This is a genomic window from Caulobacter sp. 1776, from assembly GCF_040545685.1.
Lineage (GTDB): Bacteria > Pseudomonadota > Alphaproteobacteria > Caulobacterales > Caulobacteraceae > Caulobacter.
In genome coordinates this window covers 35,183-52,962 of sequence record NZ_JBEPMI010000007.1, presented here as the reverse complement: position 1 = coordinate 52,962, position 17,780 = coordinate 35,183, and the positions used below count along the sequence as shown (strand labels likewise).

Sequence of the window (17,780 nt, the reverse complement as noted above, 5' to 3'; positions counted from 1 at the left end):
GGTCTGCCGATGCGATTCCCTGCCCGCCGCGCCGTTCTCTCCGGCCTCGGTGTTTCCTTGCTCGCCGCCTGCGCCAAGAAGCCCGCCGCCGGCGCCAGCAGCTGGGACCGGATCAAGGCCTCGGGGATCCTGCGCATCGGCCTGGAAGGCACCTATCCGCCCTTCAACTTCCAGGACAAGGACGGCGAACTGGCCGGTTTCGAGGTCGACTTCGGCAAGGCGCTGGCGGCGCAGCTGGGTTTGAAGGCCGAGTTCCATCCCGCCCCGTTCGCCGGCCTGCTCGGCTCGCTGGAATCGGGCCGCGTCGACGTGGTGATCAACCAGATCACCATCACCCCCGACCGCCAGGCCAAGTACGACTTCTCCGAGCCCTATACGGTGTCGGGCATCCAGATCATCACGCTGAAAGGCAAGACAGGTCTGACCAAGCCCGAGGACCTGGCTGGCAAGAAGGTCGGCGTGGGCCTGGGCACCAACTACGAGCAATGGATCCGCGCCAACGTCCCGACCGCCGACGTCCGCACCTATGACGACGATCCCACCAAGTACCAGGACCTCAAGGCCGGCCGCACCGACGCGGTGCTGAATGACCGCCTGGTCGCCGCCGACTTCATCAAGACCTCGCCGGAGTTCGTCGCCTCGGGCCCGCCCTTCGCGGCACAGGGCGCGGGCGTGGCCATGAAGAAGGATCCGGGCCTCAAGGTCGTGATCGACCAGGCCATCGACGCCCTGCGTAAGAGCGGCGACCTCGCCTCGATGTCGCAGCAGTGGTTCGGCATGGACGTGACCCGCTAGGCCCATGGAGACCGGCTTCGACCTGCTGCGCCAGTCCGCCCCCTTGCTGCTGAAGGGCGCGGGCTACACCGTCCTTCTGAGCGTCATCGGCATGAGCATCGGCGTGGTGCTGGGCTTTGGCCTGGCCCTGATGCGCCTGTCGCGCAGCCCGCTGCTGCGCTGGCCCGCGACGGTCTATGTCTCGGCGTTCCGAGGCACGCCCCTGCTGGTGCAGCTGTTCCTGATCTACTACGGGCTGCCGCAGTTCGGGATCGAGATGCCCGCCCTGCTCGCCGCCGGCATCGGCTTCTCGCTGAACGTGGCGGCCTACAGCTGCGAGATCTTGCGCAGCGCCATCGACGCCATCGACAAGGGTCAATGGGAGGCCGCCAGCGTGCTAGGCATGAGCCGCGGCCAAGCCTTGCGGCGCGTGATCCTGCCCCAGGCCGCCCGCACGGCGCTGGCGCCGCTGTCGAACAGCTTCATCGGCCTGGTGAAGGACACCTCCCTGGCCGCCACCATCCAGGTGCCGGAACTGTTCCGTCAGGCTCAGCTGATCACCGCGCGGACCTATGAGATCTTCACCATGTACCTGGCCGCGGCGGCCATCTACTGGATCGTCTCCACCGTGCTGGCGGGCCTGCAGCACCGCCTCGAGCGCCGCGCCGCGGAGGGCCGCCGATGAGCGCGATCGACGCCAAGGGCCTGAAGAAGAGCTTCGGCGACACGCCCGTGCTGGCGGGGGTGGACCTGACCGTCGTCCCCGGCGAGGTGGTGGCCATCATCGGCCCCAGCGGCTCTGGCAAGAGCACCCTGCTGCGTTGCCTGGCGGGGCTGGAGCCCCTGAACGGCGGCGACCTGACCATCGCGGGCGTCACCGCCGGCGGCAAGACGCCGCTGGCCAAGCAGCTGAATGGCCGGGTCGGCTTCGTCTTCCAGAGCTTCAATCTCTTCCCGCACCGCACGGCGCTGCAGAACGTAGCCGAGGGCCCCATCATCGTCCGCAAGACCGATCCCGCCCAGGCGCGCGCCAAGGCCCTGGCCCTGCTGGAAAAGGTCGGGCTGGGCGGGCGCGCCGACGCCTATCCCGCCGCGCTCTCCGGCGGCCAGCAGCAGCGCTGCGCCATCGCCCGGGCCTTGGCCATGGATCCCGAGGTCATCCTGTTCGACGAACCGACCTCGGCCCTCGACCCTGAGCTGGTCGGCGAGGTTCTCGCCGTGATCCGCGATCTGGCGATCGAAAAGCGAACGATGGTCATCGTCACCCATCAGATGGATTTCGCGCGAGATGTGGCCGATCGCACGATTTTCATGGACGGCGGCGTGATCGTGGAGCAAGGACCGTCTCGTCAGCTCCTCGCTTCGCCGCGCGAGGAGCGGACCCGTCGGTTCCTGGCCAGGTCAGGCGTTCTCCAGCCATAATTTGGCCCACGGGACGCTTCACGTCGTGGTAGCGCGTTAGGCGAAAGCGTAGGCGGCCTCGCTGCTCAGACGCGCTCTAAACATTTGAATCCAAAGCCCTACGCCGGGTGGCTTTTTTGGCGAGGACAGCGTGAAGCCTTACATCGAACTCAAGGGCGCCTCGGGCGCCGTCTATCGCTACAAGCTCGCGGAGAACGGTGATCCAAACACCACGATCGCCGGCAACTACGTCTATGTCGACAACAAGGGCGCCGTCGTCTACGCGGGCGAGGCCAACAATCTCGTCGACTCCAAGGCGCGCTGGTCCGAAGCCTATGCGCGTTACGGCGCCACGTATCTGTACACCCGCCTGAATGTCTCGGGCGCGTCTCGCGCCGACGAGTATTCCGACATCGTCATAGCCCTCACCCCGGTGATGAATCAGGCCGACTAGGGGCCTGTTCCAGGACGCGGACGCGGCTAAGGTCGCGACGGATGCGCCCTGAGATTCTCTTCCCCCTGTTCACCTCGGTGTCCACGCTGAAAGGCGTGGGCCCGCGCGTCGCGCCGCTGGTCGAGAAACTGGCGGGGCCGATCGTGCGCGATGTGCTGTTCACCGCGCCGACGGGCCTGATCCGTCGCGCGGTGACGACAATCGACCGGGCCGTCGAGGGCCAGGTCCAGACCTTCATCGTCACCATCGACGCCCACCAGCCGCCGCATCGCCTGGGCCAGCCCTGGAAGATCCGCGCCTGGGACGGCACGGGCTTTCTCACGCTGATCTGGTTCAAGGGCCACGGTCCGCACCTGGAGCGTCAGCATCCCAAGGGCGCGCGTCGGGCGGTCAGCGGCAAGGTCGAACGGCCGGATGGTTTCGCCTCCGAACTGCAGATCGCCCATCCGGACTACATCGTCGCCGAGGACCGCGCTGGCGACATCCCCGAGGTCGAGACCGTCTATCCGGCCACCGCCGGCCTGCCCTCGCGCACCTTCCGCAAGTTCGCGCTGGAGGCCTTGGAGCGAGCGCCCGAGCTTCCCGAATGGCAGGACGCCGCCTGGCGCGAGCGCGAGAAGCTGCCCGGCTGGCGCGAGGCCCTGGCGACCGTGCACGCCCCGACCAGCGAGGCCGACCTCTCGCCCCTGGCCCGCCCCCGCCGGCGCCTGGCCTATGACGAGCTCTTGGCCCACCAGCTGGCCCTGGCCCAGCGCAAGGCCTCGCGGCGATCACATCCCGCTCCGCGCATCCTGGCCGGTCCGTTGTCGGAGGCCGCCGAGAAAGCGCTGCCGTTCAGGCTGACCGGGGCCCAAATTCGCTCGCTGTCGGAGATTCGCGGCGATCTCGCCTCCGGCGAGCGGATGAGTCGGCTGCTGCAAGGTGACGTGGGGTCGGGCAAGACCGTGGTGGCCCTGCTGGCCATGGCCGACGCGGCCAGCGCCGGCTTGCAGTCGGCCTTGATGGCGCCCACCGAGATCCTGGCCCGACAGCACTTCGAGACCATCGCCCCGCCGCTACGGGCGCTGGGCTTGTCGGTGGTGCTGCTGACCGGTCGCGATAAGGGCGCGGGTCGATCGGCCAAGCTTTTGGGTCTCGCGGACGGGACGCACCATGTGGCCGTGGGCACCCACGCCCTGTTCCAGGACGACGTCGTCTTCGACTCCCTGGCCCTGACCGTGATCGACGAACAGCACCGCTTCGGGGTCAACGAGCGCCGCCGTCTGCAGGACAAGGGCGAAGGCGTCCACCTGCTGGCCATGTCGGCCACGCCGATCCCGCGCACCCTGGAGCTGACGGTCTTCGGCGACCTCGACGTCTCGCGCATCGACGAGAAGCCGCCGGGCCGCACGCCGGTCGCCACCCGCGCCGCGCCGACGCCGCGCGTACCCGAGATCGTCGAGCGTCTGCGCACGGCCGTCGCCGGCGGAGCCCAGGCCTTCTGGATCTGCCCGCTGGTCTCGGAGTCCGACAAGGTCGACCTACGCGCCGCTGAAGACCGCGCCGCCGACTTGGCGCGCCACTTGCCCGGCGTCGGCCTGGTTCACGGCCAGATGCCGGCCGCCGACAAGGACGCGGTCATGCAGCGCTTCGTCGACGGCGAGGTCAGTGTGCTGGTCGCCACGACCGTGGTCGAGGTCGGGGTCAATGTTCCCAACGCCAGCATCATGGTGATCGAGCACGCCGACCGCTTCGGTCTGGCCCAGTTGCACCAACTTCGGGGCCGCGTCGGCCGAGGCGCGCGCGAGAGCTCCTGCGTGCTGCTCTACGACCCGCCGCTGTCGGAGGTGGCCCAGCAGCGCCTCGACATCCTGCGTCGCAGCGACGACGGGTTCGAGATCGCCGAGAAGGACCTGGAGCTGCGCGGCGGCGGCGACCCGTTGGGCCTGAAACAGAGCGGCTTCCCGGCCTATCGCCTGGCCGATCCGGTGGCGCACCGCGACCTGATCGCCGTCGCCGCCGACGACGCCCGGCTCATCCTGGCCCGCGACCCCGACCTGACCTCGCCGCGTGGTCTGGCGGTGCGGATGCTACAGGAACTGTTCGACTGGAAACCAGCCTCGCCGCTGAACGAGGCGGGTTAGTGCGCCGCCGCGCCCTTGCGGTGATGCCAAAGATGCATGATCCCTGCCAGGGACCCGCCTACCACCAGGCCCACCACCGCCGAGCCCAGGGCAAAGGCCATCCAGCCGGTCAGGCCGCCGACGCCCGGAACCTGCCCGGCCCAGTGCGAGACCCCCTCGACCCAGCGCGGCACGGGCGTCAGGTGGAATTTCTCCAGACCGTGGACGATGATGCCGCCGCCGACCCATAGCATGGCCGCCGTGCCGATCACGGTCAGGGCCTCCATGGTCCAGGGCATGGCCTTGACCAGACCCCGGCCGAAGCCGGCGACGCCCTTGGACGAGCGCCGCGACAGGTGCAGTCCGATGTCGTCCATCTTCACGATCAGGGCGACGACGCCGTAGACGCCGATGGTCAGCAGCACGCCGACCAAGGCCAGAGCCCCGGCCTGGACCGGCAGCGGCTGGGCGGAAACGTCGGCCAGGGCGATGGCCATGATCTCGGCCGACAGGATCAGGTCGGTGCGGATCGCGCCGCTGACCTTCTGCTTCTCCAATTCCGGCCCGCTGAGCGCCAATTCCTCGATCGCCTCGCCCTCGGACTCCGGCGTGAAGGCCTCCAGGACCTTCTCGGTGGCTTCAAAGGCCAGATAGGCCCCGCCGCACATCAGGAGCGGTGTCACCGCCCAGGGCGCGAAGGCGCTGAGCAGCAGGGCGCCGGGCAGCAGGAACAGGAGCTTGTTGCGCAGCGAGCCCAGCGCGATCTTCCAGACGATCGGCAACTCGCGATCCGGCGTGAAGCCCATGGCGTAGCCCGGCGTCACCGCCGCGTCGTCGACCACCACCCCCACGGCCTTGGTCCCGGCCTTGCCGGCGGCGGCGCTGACGTCGTCGAGCGAGGCGGCGGCGAGCTTGGTGATGCCGGCGACGTCATCGAGCAGGGCGGCGAGACCGGAAGGCATGAGAGTTCCTGGCAGGTGCGTTGAACTTCAACGCCTAAGGCGCGCCGGGCTCGCCGTAAAGTCGCGAGGCCCTTGCCTGACGCAAGGTGAAGGCGGGACCATGTTCCATGGACGTCGCCACCGCCCTCGATCGTCTCGCCCGCCGCCTGTCGCCGACCGCGACCAGGGCGGCGAATCTCCGCCGGCTGTCGGGCGGCGCCAGCCTGGAGACCTGGGCGTTCGCCCTCGATGACGGGACGCCGCTCATCCTGCGCCGGCGGCCGGCCGGAGCGGCGATGCGCGAAACCGCCCTGCCCCTGGCGTCAGAGGCGGCGCTGATCCGCGCCGCCAAGGCGGTCGGCGCGCCGACGCCCGAGGTGGTCCATGTCTGCGATCCCAGCGACGATCTGGGCGAGGCCTATGTCATGCGTCGCCTAGAGGGCGAGACCCTGGGCCGGCGCATCGTCCGCGACGACGCCTTCGCCGCCGTTCGGCCTGGCCTGGCGCGCCGTTGCGGCGAGGTGCTGGCGCAAATCCACGCAGTCCCCGTCGACGGCCTGCCGCCGCTGGCGACCTCCGACGCGCGCGGCGAGCTGGCGCGCTACGAGGCTCTCTATCGCGACCTCGGCGCCCAGCGGCCGATCCTGGAGGCGGCGTTCCGCTGGCTGGAAACGATCGCGCCACCGCCACCCGAACGGGCCGTGCTGGTGCATGGCGACTTCCGCAATGGCAATCTGATGATCCATCCGGAAGGCGGCCTGGTCGGCGTGCTGGACTGGGAGTTGGCTCACCTGGGCGATCCGGCCGAGGACCTGGGCTGGATTTGCGTCAATTCCTGGCGCTTCGGCGAATGGAAGAAGCCCGTCGGCGGCTTCGGCGACTATGCCGATCTGCTGGACGGTCATGGCGGCGGGATCAGCTTGGAGCGCCTGCGGTTCTGGCAAGCCCTCGGCTCGCTGAAGTGGGGCGTCATGTGCCTGATGATGTATCACAGCTTCGCCACGGGCGCGGATCGCTCGATCGAGCGGGCCATGATCGGCCGGCGGACCAGCGAGGCTGAGATCGACCTTGTGGCGCTGATGGAGGCGGCATGATCTCGCACCCGACCGCCGTCGAACTCGCCGAAGCGATCGCCGCCTTCGAGGCCGAACCCGCCACGCCGGGCGACGCCCGCCGCGCCTTCCTGGACCGCGTCGCCGACAATGCCCGCGCCGCCTTGGCCCGCGAAGCCGAGCTCGGCGCAAGGCTGGAGGCCGAGGCGGTCGGACGGCTGGCCGCCTTGCTGGGCGCGCGCGGCGATCACGCCCCGCTCAATGCGCGACTGTGCGAAGCGCTGAGGGCGCGCACGATCGATCCGCAGGATCCGACCTTGCTGGCCCACCTGCGCGCCACGGCCATCGGACAGATCGCGATCGACCAGCCGAGTTACGGCGGCCTAGCGGCGTTGCTGGACGGCGGGCGTCACGGCTAGGGGCTGTCCGGTCATCGTCGCGACCCGCGCCAGGGCATCGGCCTCGAGGTCGGCGTAGAACAGGTTGTAGGCATCGACCTTGCGCCGGTCGGCCCACGACCCGCTGTCGCGCAGCGAGCTGGACTTGGGCTTGCTGGTGCGCAGCAAGCCATTCTCGCACCGCGCGGCGACCTGTCGCTGCAGGAAGGCCGGCCGAGCGCCCCAGTCCAGCCCGGTGGCGTTGGTCGCGCCCAGGTTCAGTCGCGCCGGCGCCCGCTCTAGTGTGACGCCGCCCAGCAGCGGATTGAAACACAGCGGCGTGCGGTGCTCGAGATTGATCAGCTGGTCGGCCCCGTCCCAGACCAGCGAGCGGCCGGTCAGTTCCTGGACGCCGCGGAAGTCCCCTTCCTGAGCCGAGGCCCAGGCCGCGACGCACTGGATCTCGCCGCGACGCTCGCAGGCCGGCAGCGGTGCGTCCGGCGCGTACTCGTCGGCGGGGACCACCGTCTCGATCAGATAAGCGGCGACCATGCGGCGCTTGAGCTCGGGCTTGGTGGCGATCTCCTCGCGCAACAGCCGCGCCGCCAGGGAGCCGCCCTGCTCGACTCCGACAATGATGAACGGCCGGTCGTGACCATAGCGCGACAGATAGGTCCGGAAGGCCTGCAGGACGTCGCCATAGGCGAAGCGCCGGGCGTCACGGGCGTCGTCGCGCAGCGTCAGATAGGTGTAGAGGCTGGCCTGCCGATAGCGCGGCGCGAACACCCGCCCCACGCGGTCGAACGGTCCGGCGTAGTTGGGCAGCACCACGCGCGACAGGAATCGCGCGGCCTTCGGCTGGTCGATGCCGCCGTTCCAGTCGCGCCCGCCGTCGAAGGTGGTCGGATGGACGAAGAAGACATCGACTGGTCGGTCCGCCGGCGCCGCGGCCTCGGCGTCCTTCGGCAGCAGCGCCCACGCGGCGCGCTTGCCGTAGTCCGGGGCCGGCGGCGGGCGATAGGTCAGAAACGGCACCTTGGGATCCAGGGCGTTGCTGAGGATGTCGTAGCGCCAGATGAACGCCGCCGCGACGACCAGCGCCAGGAACAGCGCCATGCCCGCGAAAATCCAGCGCCTCAGACCGATGACACCCATGCGGCCTGCCTACACCAAGGCCCGGCCCGCTTTAAGCCCCCTCTTGGCCTATGATCGCCACCGAGCAGACATTGCTGGCCGGCGCGCCGCCCAGGTTGTGAGTCATGCCGAAAACCGGATCGGCCAACTGCCGTTCACCGGCCCGTCCCTGCAGCTGCAGGTACATTTCGTAGAGCATCCGCAGGCCCGAGGCGCCGATCGGATGGCCGAAGCACTTGAGTCCGCCGTCGATCTGACACGGCAGCCCGCCGTCGGCGTCGTAAAAGCCATCCAGCACGTCGCGCCAGCCCTGCCCCTCCGGCGAGATGAACAGGTCCTCCATCGTCACCAGTTCGGTGATCGAGAAGCAGTCGTGCACCTCCATCATCGAGATCTGCTCGCGCGGCCGCTCGATGCCGGCCTCCTTGTAGGCCTTGCCGGCGGCGATGCGAGCGGTGTGGAAGTGGCTGCCATCCCAGCCGTTGTACTGGCTCTCATAGCCGTTCGAGACCGACAGCTGCAGAGCCTTGACCGTGACCAGACCGCGCTTGCCCAGGCTCCGGGCGATCTCGGGCGTGGTGACGATCGCCGCCGCCGCGCCGTCCGAGACGCCGCAGCAGTCGAACAGGCCCAGGGGCTCGGCGATCATCGGCGCGTTCAAGGCCTGCTCGGCGGTGATCGGCTTGCGGAGGTGGGCCTTGGGGTTCTTGGCGCCGTTGGCGTGGCTCTTGACCGAGACGTGGGCGATGGCGCGCTTCAGGTCGTCCTTGGAGACGCCGTGCTTGGCGCGATAGGCGCTGGCCAGTTGAGCGAAGTTGCCGGGGGCCGAGCCATTGGGCATCACCTGCGGGTTCAGCGTGCCCGGATTACCGACCGGCAGGCCGCCGTAGCCAGTGTCTTTCAGCTTCTCGACCCCGACCGCCAAGGCGATGTCGGCCGCGCCAGCCGCCACGGCGTAGACGGCGCCCCGGAAGGCTTCCGAGCCCGAGGCGCAGAAGTTCTCGACCCGGGTGACGGCGATGTTGGGCAGGCGCAGGGCGATCGACAGCGGCGTGCCGCCCTTGCCGCTACCGATCTCGTCGATGTGAGTTGAGAACCAGGCCGCATCCAGCTGGGTCGGTTCGATGCCGGCGTCCTGCATGGCCTCCAGATAGGCCTCGACCATCAGATCGTCGGGACCAGCGTCCCAGCGCTCGCCGAACTTCGAACAGCCCATCCCGAGGATGGCGACCTTGTCGCGGATACCCTGTGGCATGATCGGCTCCTATTCCGCCGCCTGGGCGGTCCGAGACGCGATGGCCGCGCGGTCGGGCGCGGCCTTCCAGAAATAGCGGACGAAGCCCCGCTTCTCGTCGACCTCCTTGATGCGGAACACCATCCGCACCGGCAGGCCGGTCTCCACATCGCCCGGCGCGACGTCGGTAATGTCCATCATGATCCGCCCGCCGCCCTCGAAGACGATCATGCCATAGTGGTTGGGCGGGCTCATCGAGAAGGTCAGGTAGTCGGCGGAGTAGCTGAGCACCGAGGCGCGGCGCTCGGCGAAGCGGTACGGTTCCTGGGTATCGACAGCCGGATTGTTCGGCGCGACCGAGACCCGGGTGCGCGGGAACTGGACAACGCCGGTCTCGCGGCAGCGGCCGCCGACCAGCCCCAGGATCATGTCCTCATTGCGATAGAGGGTGGTCAGGGCCGTCTTGTTGTCCTTCTCGGCCCGCATGCCCTTGTCCCATTCGACCAGGCCGTTGAAGGTCAGGAACTTCAGGTAGTTCGCTTCCTCCTGGCGGTCGGCCAGCGAACCGGTGACCCCGCGCGCCGGGCGTCGGCCCTGGCCCGTGGCGCGAAACACGAGGGCCTCGGCCCCTTGGCCGAACTGGGCGACCAGAATGACGTCGCCCGCCTTGGCGTCCTCCAAGGCGTGGGCCAGCATGATCGGCCCGTGCGCGCAGCCGGCCTCGCCCATGACGGCGGCGAGATTGTCGCGCACGGCCTCGGGCCGGATCCCCATCGTCTTGGCCAGGGTCGCGGCCATGCCGGCGAAGGTGGACGGAAAGCAGAAATGATCGACCTGGCCAGGATTTAGGCCGGCGACCTCGAGCGCCTGGCGGATGGCTGGCGGGACCAGCTTGACGACGCCCTCGTCGCGGATCCAGCGTTCCTCCCAATAGTAGTCGAAACCGCCGCCGTCGCCGCGGAAGTGGTCGACGAAGTCGTCGGTGACGGATCCGCGTCCCAGCAGTTCCGCCGCGCCAGGCTCCGCCGTGACCACGAAGGCCGCGGCGCCGTCGCCGAAGTCCAGCTCCTGGGTCGAGACCGCGCGGGCCTTGCGGTGCTCGCCAACGGCGACCAAGGCCGTTCCGCCCGCCGCCAAGGCCTGCCCTAGCGCCGTCAGTCCGCAGCGCTGCGAGCCGGTGATGTCGCTGGCGTTGATCGACTTTTCCAGGGTCAGGGCCGCCGAGACGATCCCCGCGTTCAGCCGGTCGGCGAACGGCGCGGTGGTCGAGGCGAAATAGAGGGCGTCGATGTGGGCGCGGTCGTCGTCGGGCCCGAGAGCGTCGCGCGCCGCCTCGACCGCCATGGTCAGGGCGTCCTCGTCCCAGTTGGCCACGGACCGTTCGCCCTTGCCCTTGGCCTTCAGGTTCGGGGCGACCCAGGCATTGGCCTCGGTCACGGCCTTGCGGCTCAAGCGCAGACGCGGCGCATAGGCGCCCCAGGCGGCGATGCCGGCCATGACGAACTCCCTGCCGTCGGGCTGAGCCCCGACTTATCGGCGTTCAGCTTACGCTCGCGGCAGAGACCGGCAACCGTGCCCTGACGTCAGCGATAAGGGTCTTCGGTGTTCAGATACCCGGCCACGTAGTCGGCCACGCCGTCCTCCAGCGCGGTCATTGGCGCATTGTAGCCCGCCGCCCGCAGCCGGCTCATATCGGCCTGGGTGTAGTACTGGTACTTGCCGCGCAGCACCTCGGGCATGTCGATATAGGTGATGTCGGGATCGCGCCCGGCGGCCTGGAAGGTGGCCGCGGCTAGGTCGCGGAACGAGCGCGCGTGACCCGAGCCGAGATTGAAAATCCCGTTCACCGCCGGGCTCTTGGACAGCCAGGCGATCACGTCGACCGCGTCGCGGACATAGACAAAGTCGCGCAGCTGGCCGCCATCCTCATAGTCCGGGTGATGGGACTTGAAGAGCTTGACGCTTTCTCCCGCGGCGATGCGCGGCCAGATCTGGGCGACGACCGACTTCATGCCGGCCTTGTGGTCCTCGTTGGGGCCGTAGACGTTGAAGAACTTCAGGCCGGCCCATTGGGCGGGCGCGCGCCCGCGATGGGCCTCGCGCACGGCGTAGATGTCGAACAGGGCCTTGGACCAGCCATAGGCGTTCAGCGGCCGCAGGGCCTTCAGCGAGTCGAGGTCGTCCTTGCCCTCGAAGCCGAGGGTCCCGTCTCCATAGGTCGCCGCCGACGACGCGTAGATCAGGCGCTTGCCGTGCTCCGCGCACCAGTCCCACAGGTCACGGGACAGCACGAAGTTGGACTGCACGATCTTGTCGGCGTCGGCCTCGGTGGTCGAGGAGACCGCGCCCATGTGGATGATCAGCTCGACGTCCTTGCCCCGGCGCGCCAGCCACTCGGTCAGCTGCTCGGGCGCGACGAAGTCGGCGATCGGGTGTTTGGCGAGGTTACGCCACTTGCCACTGGCCGCGTCGCCCAGGCGGTCGCAGACGGCGACGTCCAGCGCCGGGTCCTCGCAGAGGCGGGCCACGATGTTCGAGCCGATGAAGCCCGCGCCGCCGGTGACGAGTACGATGCGACGGCTCATGCCCTAAACCGCCGCCTTGGTCAGGGCGTCATAGGCCAGGAGGTTGGCGACCAGGGCCTCGAACTGGCTCATCGGCACCATGTTGGGACCGTCCGACGGCGCGTTGTCAGGGTCGGGGTGGGTCTCGATGAACACGCAGGCCACGCCGACGGCCACGGCCGCGCGGGCCAGGGTCGGCACGAACTCGCGCTGGCCGCCCGAGGACGTGCCCTGCCCGCCCGGCTGCTGGACGCTATGGGTGGCGTCGAAGACGACCGGGCAGCCGATCTCCTTCATGATCGGCAGGCTGCGCATATCGCTGACCAGGGTGTTGTAGCCGAACGAGACGCCGCGCTCGCAGGCCATGACGTTGGGATTGCCCGCGCCGGTCACCTTGGCGACCACGTTCTTCATGTCCCAAGGGGCCAGGAATTGGCCCTTCTTGATGTTGATCGCCCGGCCGGTATTGGCGGCGGCGACCAACAGGTCGGTCTGGCGGCACAGGAAGGCCGGGATCTGGATGACGTCGACCGCCTCGGCCACGATCGGGCAGTGGCTGGTCTCGTGTACGTCGGTCAGGGTCGGCAGGCCGGTGACCTCGCGGATCTCCTGAAAGATCGGCAGACTGTCATGCAGGCCGATGCCACGCTGGGCGTTGGCCGAGGTGCGGTTGGCCTTGTCATAGGAGGTCTTGTAGATCAGGCCGACCCCGAGGCGCTGAGCCATCTCCTTCAGCGCGTGAGCGGTTTCCAGCGCGTGCTGGCGGCTTTCCATCTGGCAGGGGCCGGCGATGATCGACAGCTTCTCGCCGTTGCCGACGCGGACGGGCGCGCCGTTGGGCGTCTTGATCTCGACCACGGCATTGGGGGCTACGGCTTGCGGCTGACTCACGGCAACTATTCCAGCTGGTAGGGATTTCAGGCGCCCAACAGGTGACCCCTTGGGCGAGGCGGTGCAAGTGCGGAAGAACAGTGACGACAGTGGGGCGATCATCGTCTGGTTCCGCAACGACCTGCGCTTAGCCGACAATCCCGCCCTGCGCCATGCCGCCGACAGCGAAAGGCCAGTGATCCCGCTCTACATCCTCGACGAGACGCCCGGCGTTCGCCCCCTGGGCGCGGCGTCGCGGTGGTGGCTGGACAAGTCGCTGAGGCGCCTGGCGCAGGACCTTGAAAAGCTTGGCAATAGGCTCGTCCTGCGCAAGGGCGTCGCCGCCGAAGTGCTTGACGACGTGATCGCCCACACCGGCGCGACCTGCGTGCTGTGGAACCGGCTCTACGACGCGGCCAGCATCGACCGCGATAGTGAGATCAAGGCGCGGCTCAAAGCCGTCGGCGTCGATTGTCAGAGCTTCAACGCCGGCCTGCTGAACGAGCCTTGGACGGTCAAGAACGGCTCGGGCCAGCCCTACAAGGTCTTCACGCCCTACTGGCGCGCGGCGCGCGAACACCTGATCCATGTCACCGTAGAACCTGCGCCGAAGACGCTGAAATCACTGGATCATTTCCCGCGAACCGAAGGCCTGGCGAACTGGAGGCTGCACCCGAGCAAGCCCGATTGGTCCAAGGGCTTCGATCTCTGGACACCCGGCGAAGCGGGCGCGCTGGAAAGGCTGAACAGCTTTCTCTCCGGTCCGGTCGGCGGCTATGGCGAGCAGCGTGACTTGCCCGGCGTGGAGGCCACTTCACGCCTGTCGCCGCACCTGCATTTCGGCGAGATCGGCCCGCGCCAGGTCTGGCTGGCCGCGCGCAACGCCGCCGACCACGGCGACGCCCCCGCGGGCGAGGTCGAGAAGTTCCTCTCCGAGCTTGGCTGGCGCGAGTTCAACCATTCGATCCTGTTCCATTGGCCGGACCTGCCGACCAAGAGCTTCCGGCCCGAGTTCGACGGTTTTCCCTGGGCGCGGAACGACGTTGCCTTCGAAGCCTGGACGAAGGGCGAAACCGGCTATCCGATCGTCGACGCGGGCATGCGCGAGCTCTGGGCGACGGGCTTCATGCACAATCGGGTGCGGATGATCGTCGCCTCGTTCCTGATCAAGCACCTGCTGATCGACTGGCGCGAGGGCGAGGCCTGGTTCTGGGATACGCTGGTCGACGCCGACCTCGCCAACAATGTCGGCAACTGGCAATGGGTCGCCGGCAGCGGCGCCGACGCCTCGCCCTATTTCCGGATCTTCAACCCCATCACCCAGGGTGAGAAGTTCGACCCGCGCGGCGCCTATGTCCGGCGCTGGATACCGGAACTGCGAGGCGTTTCAGACGAACTTATCCACAAGCCGTGGACCCGCCCCTTGCATCTGCCGGCGGAAGCCAAACGTCTCTATGAGCGACCGATCGTCGATCACGCTCAAGCGCGCGAAAAAGCCATGGAGGCCTATAGGAGCCTTTAGCGGAGCGGGGCTTTACGAGCCGGTCGTTAACGGCGTTAATAAACGCGTCACCGGATGCGAGGCCCCGCCTTGGATACTGTGCTCTGGAACGATCCTGACCTGAAGACCGCCCCGGCCGCCTTCCGCGCCGCGTTACGGGTCGTCACGACCCATTGGGAGATCGGCTCGGTCACCTGGATCCTGCCGACGGGCAAGGCCCTGACCGTCACGGGCGGCCAGTCCGGTCCCGCGGCCATTGTTCAGATCAACGACTATCACTTCATTCGCCGCGCCTTCACCTCGGGTTCCATTGGCTTCGCCGAGGGCTTCATGGCCGGTGAGTGGGAGACGCCTGACCTTTCGGCGGTGCTGGAAGCGTTCTCGCTGAACTTCGACAAGCTGACACCGCTGCTGGCAGGCAATCCGGTGATGCGGGTAGTTAATGTTCTTTACCACCTGTTCCACCGCAACAGCCGCGAAGGCTCGCGCAGGAACATCCATGCCCACTACGACCTGGGCAATAGCTTCTACTCGCGCTGGCTGGACCCTAGCATGACCTATTCCTCGGCGCTCTATGAGCGGCCGAACCAGCCGCTGCCCGAGGCCCAGCGCGCCAAGTACGCGGCCCTGGCCAGGACCATCGATCTCGCGCCCGGCAAGCACGTGCTGGAGATCGGCTGCGGCTGGGGCGGCTTCGCCGAGTTCGCCGCCAGGGAGGTCGGGGCCCGCGTGACCGGCATCACCATCTCCCAGGCTCAGTACGATTTCGCCCGCAAGCGCCTGTTCGAACAAGGCCTTTCGGAAAAGGCAGACATCAAGCTGATCGACTATCGCGACGTTCGGGGCCAGTTCGACGCCGTGGCCTCGATCGAGATGTTCGAAGCGGTCGGCGAGGAATATTGGCCGACCTATTTCGGCAAGATCCGCGAGGTGCTGCGCCCCGGCGGCCGCGCGGGCCTGCAGATCATCACCATCCGCGACGAGCTGTTCAGCCGCTACCGCAGCCGCACCGACTTCATCCAGCGCTACATCTTTCCGGGCGGCATGCTGCCCAGCGAGGCGCGCCTGAAGGAGGAGACCGAGCGCGCGGGCTTGGAATGGAGCGATCTCAAGCGCTTCGGCCAGAATTATGCCGACACCCTGGCCGAGTGGGGACGGCGGTTCGAGGCCGCGTGGAGCGATATCCGCAAGGATGGTTTCGACGAGCGCTTCCGGCGGTTGTGGCGGTTCTATCTCAGCTACTGCGAGGCCGGTTTCCGCACCGAGCGGACCAATGTCATCCAGCTGGGGCTGAGCCGGAGCTGACACAAAGCCCATCGGCTCAGTATCGCTCGCCAATATTTGTGGATAACCGGCCAAGGCCACGGCCAAGCTAGGGTTTGTCTCCGCGCCTCATCCGTCTTCAGGAAAACTGGGGTTGCGCCGGCCGGCCGCCGCACGATCTACCAGCGGTCCGGAACCGCCGAAGAAGGCCCGCCATGACCGTTCTGCCCAGCGTCCTGGACGCCATCGGAAACACCCCGCTGATCCGCTTGGCCCGCGCCAGCCAGGCCACGGGCTGCGAGATTTTGGGTAAGGCCGAGTTCATGAACCCCGGCCAATCGGTCAAGGACCGCGCGGCCTTGGGCATCATTCGCGACGCCGAGGCCAAGGGCCTCCTGAAGCCCGGCGGCCGGATCGTCGAGGGCACGGCCGGCAATACGGGCATCGGCCTGGCCATGGTCGCCTCGGCCTTGGGTTACAAGACGACGATCGTCATCCCCCGCACCCAGAGCCAGGAAAAGAAGGACGCCATCCGCCTGCTGGGCGCGGAACTGGTCGAGGTCGACGCCGTCCCCTACTCCAATCCTGACAACTATGTCCGCTATTCCGGACGCTTGGCCGAGGAACTTGCCAAGACCGAGCCGAACGGCGCGATCTGGGCCAATCAGTTCGACAACGTCGCCAACCGCGACGCCCACTATCGCACAACAGGCCCAGAGATCTTCGAGCAGACCGGCGGCGAGATCGACGGCTTCATCTGCGCGGTCGGTTCGGGCGGCACCCTGTCCGGCGTCGCCGCGGCCCTGCGCGAGCGCAAGCCGGCGGTGAAGATCGGCCTGGCCGACCCGTACGGCGCGGCGCTTTACAGCTGGTACAAGGACGGCGAGCTGAAGTCCGAAGGAACCTCGATCAGCGAGGGCATCGGCCAGGGCCGGGTCACCGCCAACCTCAAGGACCTGGTCGTCGACCATCCGTTCCGCGTCGACGACACCGAAATGCTCGAGGCGATCTACGATCTCGTCCAGTACGAGGGCCTGTGCCTGGGCGGTTCGTCCGGGATCAACATCGCCGGCGCGATCAAGCTGGCCAAGGAACTGGGCCCGGGCCACACCATCGTGACCATCCTGTGCGATCACGGCTCGCGCTACCAGTCCAAGCTGTTCAATCCCGAGTTCCTCAAGGAAAAGGGCTTGCCGACGCCGCCCTGGATGTAAGCTGCGGCCGAGTCAGAAACCGAAAGGCGTCCTCATGGCCATTCCGTCCGATCCGCTGGTCTCCACCGCATGGCTGGCCGAGCATCTCGACGCGCCGGACGTGCGGGTCGTCGATGCCTCCTGGCACATGCCGGCCGCCCAGCGCGATCCGGGCAAGGAGTTCCTGGCCGCTCACATCCCGGGCGCGGTGTTCTTCGACATCGACGACATTTCCGACGAGACCTCGGATCTGCCGCACATGATCCCGACGCCGGTGAAGTTCGCGTCGAAGGTCAAGAAGCTGGGCCTGGGCGACGGGTCGCGGATCGTCGTCTACGACAGCATCGGCATCCTGCCGGCCGCCCGCGCCTGGTGGCACTTCCGCGCCATGGGCCACGAGGATGTGGTGGTGCTGGACGGCGGCCTGCCCAAATGGATCGCCGAGGGCCGCCCGATCGAGGACGGCCCGGCCTCGCCGCAGGAACGCCACTTCACGCCGCGCTACCAGGCCGACATCTATCGCTCGGTCGAGCAGATGCGCGACATCGTCGCCAGCGGTCGCGAGCAGATCATCGACGCCCGCGCCGCCGGCCGTTTCGAGGGCAAGGACCCGGAGCCCCGCGCCGGCCTGCGCGGCGGCCATATGCCTGGCGCGCGCAACATTCCGCTTTCGGCCATGATCGCGCCGGACGGGACCCTGCTGACGGCCGACAAGCTGAAAGCGGTATTCGAGGCCGCCGGCGTCGACATCAACAAGCCCATCGTCTCGACCTGCGGCTCGGGCATCACCGCCTCGGTGGTCGCGCTGGCCCTGGCCCGCATGGGCAAGCCGCGCTCGGCGGTCTACGACGGCTCTTGGACGGAATGGGGCGGCTTGGCCGACGTTCCGGTCGTGACCGGCCCGGCCGACTAGCGCCATA

General features: G+C 68.1%; 17 protein-coding genes. 11 read left to right on the top strand and 6 right to left on the bottom strand.

Features of this window, described 5'->3' with window-relative positions; all coding sequences use genetic code 11:
- Positions 1-9: 9 nt before the first annotated feature.
- From tcyJ to recG, 5 genes are all read left to right on the top strand, one after another.
- Entirely contained in the window at positions 10-795 is a 786-nt protein-coding gene (gene tcyJ, locus ABIC66_RS18930) for a cystine ABC transporter substrate-binding protein (protein ID WP_354072107.1), read from the top strand.
- 4 nt (positions 796-799) lie between these two features.
- Entirely contained in the window at positions 800-1,459 is a 660-nt protein-coding gene (gene tcyL, locus ABIC66_RS18925) for a cystine ABC transporter permease (protein WP_354072106.1), read from the top strand.
- Positions 1,456-2,196 carry an amino acid ABC transporter ATP-binding protein gene (locus tag ABIC66_RS18920; RefSeq protein ID WP_354072104.1) on the top strand — a complete coding sequence of 247 codons (741 nt, stop codon included), beginning with the start codon at positions 1,456-1,458 and terminating at the stop codon, positions 2,194-2,196. Before tcyL ends, ABIC66_RS18920 begins: the two co-directional genes overlap by 4 nt.
- Positions 2,197-2,326: 130 nt before the next feature.
- Positions 2,327-2,629 carry a hypothetical protein gene (locus tag ABIC66_RS18915; protein ID WP_354072102.1) on the top strand — a complete coding sequence of 101 codons (303 nt, stop codon included), beginning with the start codon at positions 2,327-2,329 and terminating at the stop codon, positions 2,627-2,629.
- A gap of 41 nt (positions 2,630-2,670) precedes the next feature.
- Positions 2,671-4,752: an ATP-dependent DNA helicase RecG gene (gene recG, locus ABIC66_RS18910; protein ID WP_354072100.1), complete on the top strand. Its 2,082-nt coding sequence runs from the start codon at positions 2,671-2,673 to the stop codon at positions 4,750-4,752.
- Here recG and ABIC66_RS18905 read toward each other — a convergent pair.
- Positions 4,749-5,693 (bottom strand): DUF808 domain-containing protein, encoded by a 945-nt coding sequence (locus tag ABIC66_RS18905; RefSeq protein WP_354072099.1) that lies wholly within the window; start codon positions 5,691-5,693, stop codon positions 4,749-4,751. The genes recG and ABIC66_RS18905 overlap by 4 nt on opposite strands.
- 107 nt (positions 5,694-5,800) lie before the next feature.
- Between ABIC66_RS18905 and ABIC66_RS18900 the strand changes: the two genes are divergently transcribed.
- Both ABIC66_RS18900 and ABIC66_RS18895 read left to right on the top strand, forming a co-directional pair.
- The gene (locus tag ABIC66_RS18900; protein WP_354072098.1) at positions 5,801-6,766 is read left to right on the top strand and encodes a phosphotransferase family protein; all 966 of its coding nucleotides are present in this window, start codon (positions 5,801-5,803) and stop codon (positions 6,764-6,766) included.
- Entirely contained in the window at positions 6,763-7,143 is a 381-nt protein-coding gene (locus ABIC66_RS18895) for a DUF6285 domain-containing protein (protein WP_354072096.1), read from the top strand. The genes ABIC66_RS18900 and ABIC66_RS18895 overlap by 4 nt, the downstream gene beginning before the upstream one ends.
- Here the strand turns inward: ABIC66_RS18895 and ABIC66_RS18890 are convergent.
- The 5 genes from ABIC66_RS18890 to kdsA form a co-directional block, all read right to left on the bottom strand.
- The gene (locus ABIC66_RS18890; RefSeq protein ID WP_354072094.1) at positions 7,108-8,256 is read right to left on the bottom strand and encodes a DUF3089 domain-containing protein; all 1,149 of its coding nucleotides are present in this window, start codon (positions 8,254-8,256) and stop codon (positions 7,108-7,110) included. The genes ABIC66_RS18895 and ABIC66_RS18890 overlap by 36 nt on opposite strands.
- Positions 8,257-8,287: 31 nt before the next feature.
- Positions 8,288-9,490, bottom strand: coding sequence for an acetyl-CoA acetyltransferase (locus tag ABIC66_RS18885; protein ID WP_354072092.1), 1,203 nt, complete (start codon positions 9,488-9,490; stop codon positions 8,288-8,290).
- Between the two features lie 9 nt (positions 9,491-9,499).
- On the bottom strand, positions 9,500-10,966 hold the full coding sequence (locus ABIC66_RS18880; protein ID WP_354072090.1) for a hydroxymethylglutaryl-CoA synthase family protein: 1,467 nt from the start codon (positions 10,964-10,966) through the stop codon (positions 9,500-9,502).
- An 86-nt stretch (positions 10,967-11,052) separates the two neighbouring features.
- The gene (gene rfaD / locus ABIC66_RS18875) at positions 11,053-12,054 is read right to left on the bottom strand and encodes an ADP-glyceromanno-heptose 6-epimerase (protein ID WP_354072088.1); all 1,002 of its coding nucleotides are present in this window, start codon (positions 12,052-12,054) and stop codon (positions 11,053-11,055) included.
- 3 nt (positions 12,055-12,057) lie between these two features.
- The gene (gene kdsA, locus ABIC66_RS18870; protein WP_354072086.1) at positions 12,058-12,924 is read right to left on the bottom strand and encodes a 3-deoxy-8-phosphooctulonate synthase; all 867 of its coding nucleotides are present in this window, start codon (positions 12,922-12,924) and stop codon (positions 12,058-12,060) included.
- Between the two features lie 61 nt (positions 12,925-12,985).
- On the opposite strand from kdsA, the gene ABIC66_RS18865 reads away from it, so the two are divergent.
- From ABIC66_RS18865 to sseA, 4 genes are all read left to right on the top strand, one after another.
- Positions 12,986-14,425 carry a cryptochrome/photolyase family protein gene (locus tag ABIC66_RS18865; protein ID WP_354072084.1) on the top strand — a complete coding sequence of 480 codons (1,440 nt, stop codon included), beginning with the start codon at positions 12,986-12,988 and terminating at the stop codon, positions 14,423-14,425.
- 54 nt (positions 14,426-14,479) lie between these two features.
- Positions 14,480-15,709 carry a class I SAM-dependent methyltransferase gene (locus ABIC66_RS18860; RefSeq protein ID WP_354072082.1) on the top strand — a complete coding sequence of 410 codons (1,230 nt, stop codon included), beginning with the start codon at positions 14,480-14,482 and terminating at the stop codon, positions 15,707-15,709.
- 173 nt (positions 15,710-15,882) lie between these two features.
- A complete protein-coding gene (locus tag ABIC66_RS18855; protein WP_354072080.1) occupies positions 15,883-16,881 on the top strand; it encodes a cysteine synthase A in 999 nt (332 codons plus the stop codon).
- Positions 16,882-16,915: 34 nt separating this feature from the next.
- Positions 16,916-17,773, top strand: coding sequence for a 3-mercaptopyruvate sulfurtransferase (gene sseA, locus ABIC66_RS18850; RefSeq protein WP_354072078.1), 858 nt, complete (start codon positions 16,916-16,918; stop codon positions 17,771-17,773).
- The last annotated feature ends 7 nt before the right edge of the window (positions 17,774-17,780 follow it).

What these genes read in the sequence shown, in the direction of transcription:
- tcyJ (WP_354072107.1), top strand. Translation starts at nt 10, where the DNA reads ATGCGATTCCCTGCCCGCCGCGCCGTTCTCTCCGGCCTCGGTGTTTCC.
- tcyL (WP_354072106.1), top strand. Translation starts at nt 800, where the DNA reads ATGGAGACCGGCTTCGACCTGCTGCGCCAGTCCGCCCCCTTGCTGCTG.
- ABIC66_RS18920 (WP_354072104.1), top strand. Translation starts at nt 1,456, where the DNA reads ATGAGCGCGATCGACGCCAAGGGCCTGAAGAAGAGCTTCGGCGACACG.
- recG (WP_354072100.1), top strand. Translation starts at nt 2,671, where the DNA reads ATGCGCCCTGAGATTCTCTTCCCCCTGTTCACCTCGGTGTCCACGCTG.
- ABIC66_RS18905 (WP_354072099.1), bottom strand. Translation starts at nt 5,693, where the DNA reads ATGCCTTCCGGTCTCGCCGCCCTGCTCGATGACGTCGCCGGCATCACC.
- ABIC66_RS18900 (WP_354072098.1), top strand. Translation starts at nt 5,801, where the DNA reads ATGGACGTCGCCACCGCCCTCGATCGTCTCGCCCGCCGCCTGTCGCCG.
- ABIC66_RS18895 (WP_354072096.1), top strand. Translation starts at nt 6,763, where the DNA reads ATGATCTCGCACCCGACCGCCGTCGAACTCGCCGAAGCGATCGCCGCC.
- ABIC66_RS18890 (WP_354072094.1), bottom strand. Translation starts at nt 8,256, where the DNA reads ATGGGTGTCATCGGTCTGAGGCGCTGGATTTTCGCGGGCATGGCGCTG.
- ABIC66_RS18885 (WP_354072092.1), bottom strand. Translation starts at nt 9,490, where the DNA reads ATGCCACAGGGTATCCGCGACAAGGTCGCCATCCTCGGGATGGGCTGT.
- ABIC66_RS18880 (WP_354072090.1), bottom strand. Translation starts at nt 10,966, where the DNA reads ATGGCCGGCATCGCCGCCTGGGGCGCCTATGCGCCGCGTCTGCGCTTG.
- rfaD (WP_354072088.1), bottom strand. Translation starts at nt 12,054, where the DNA reads ATGAGCCGTCGCATCGTACTCGTCACCGGCGGCGCGGGCTTCATCGGC.
- ABIC66_RS18860 (WP_354072082.1), top strand. Translation starts at nt 14,480, where the DNA reads ATGCGAGGCCCCGCCTTGGATACTGTGCTCTGGAACGATCCTGACCTG.
- ABIC66_RS18855 (WP_354072080.1), top strand. Translation starts at nt 15,883, where the DNA reads ATGACCGTTCTGCCCAGCGTCCTGGACGCCATCGGAAACACCCCGCTG.
- sseA (WP_354072078.1), top strand. Translation starts at nt 16,916, where the DNA reads ATGGCCATTCCGTCCGATCCGCTGGTCTCCACCGCATGGCTGGCCGAG.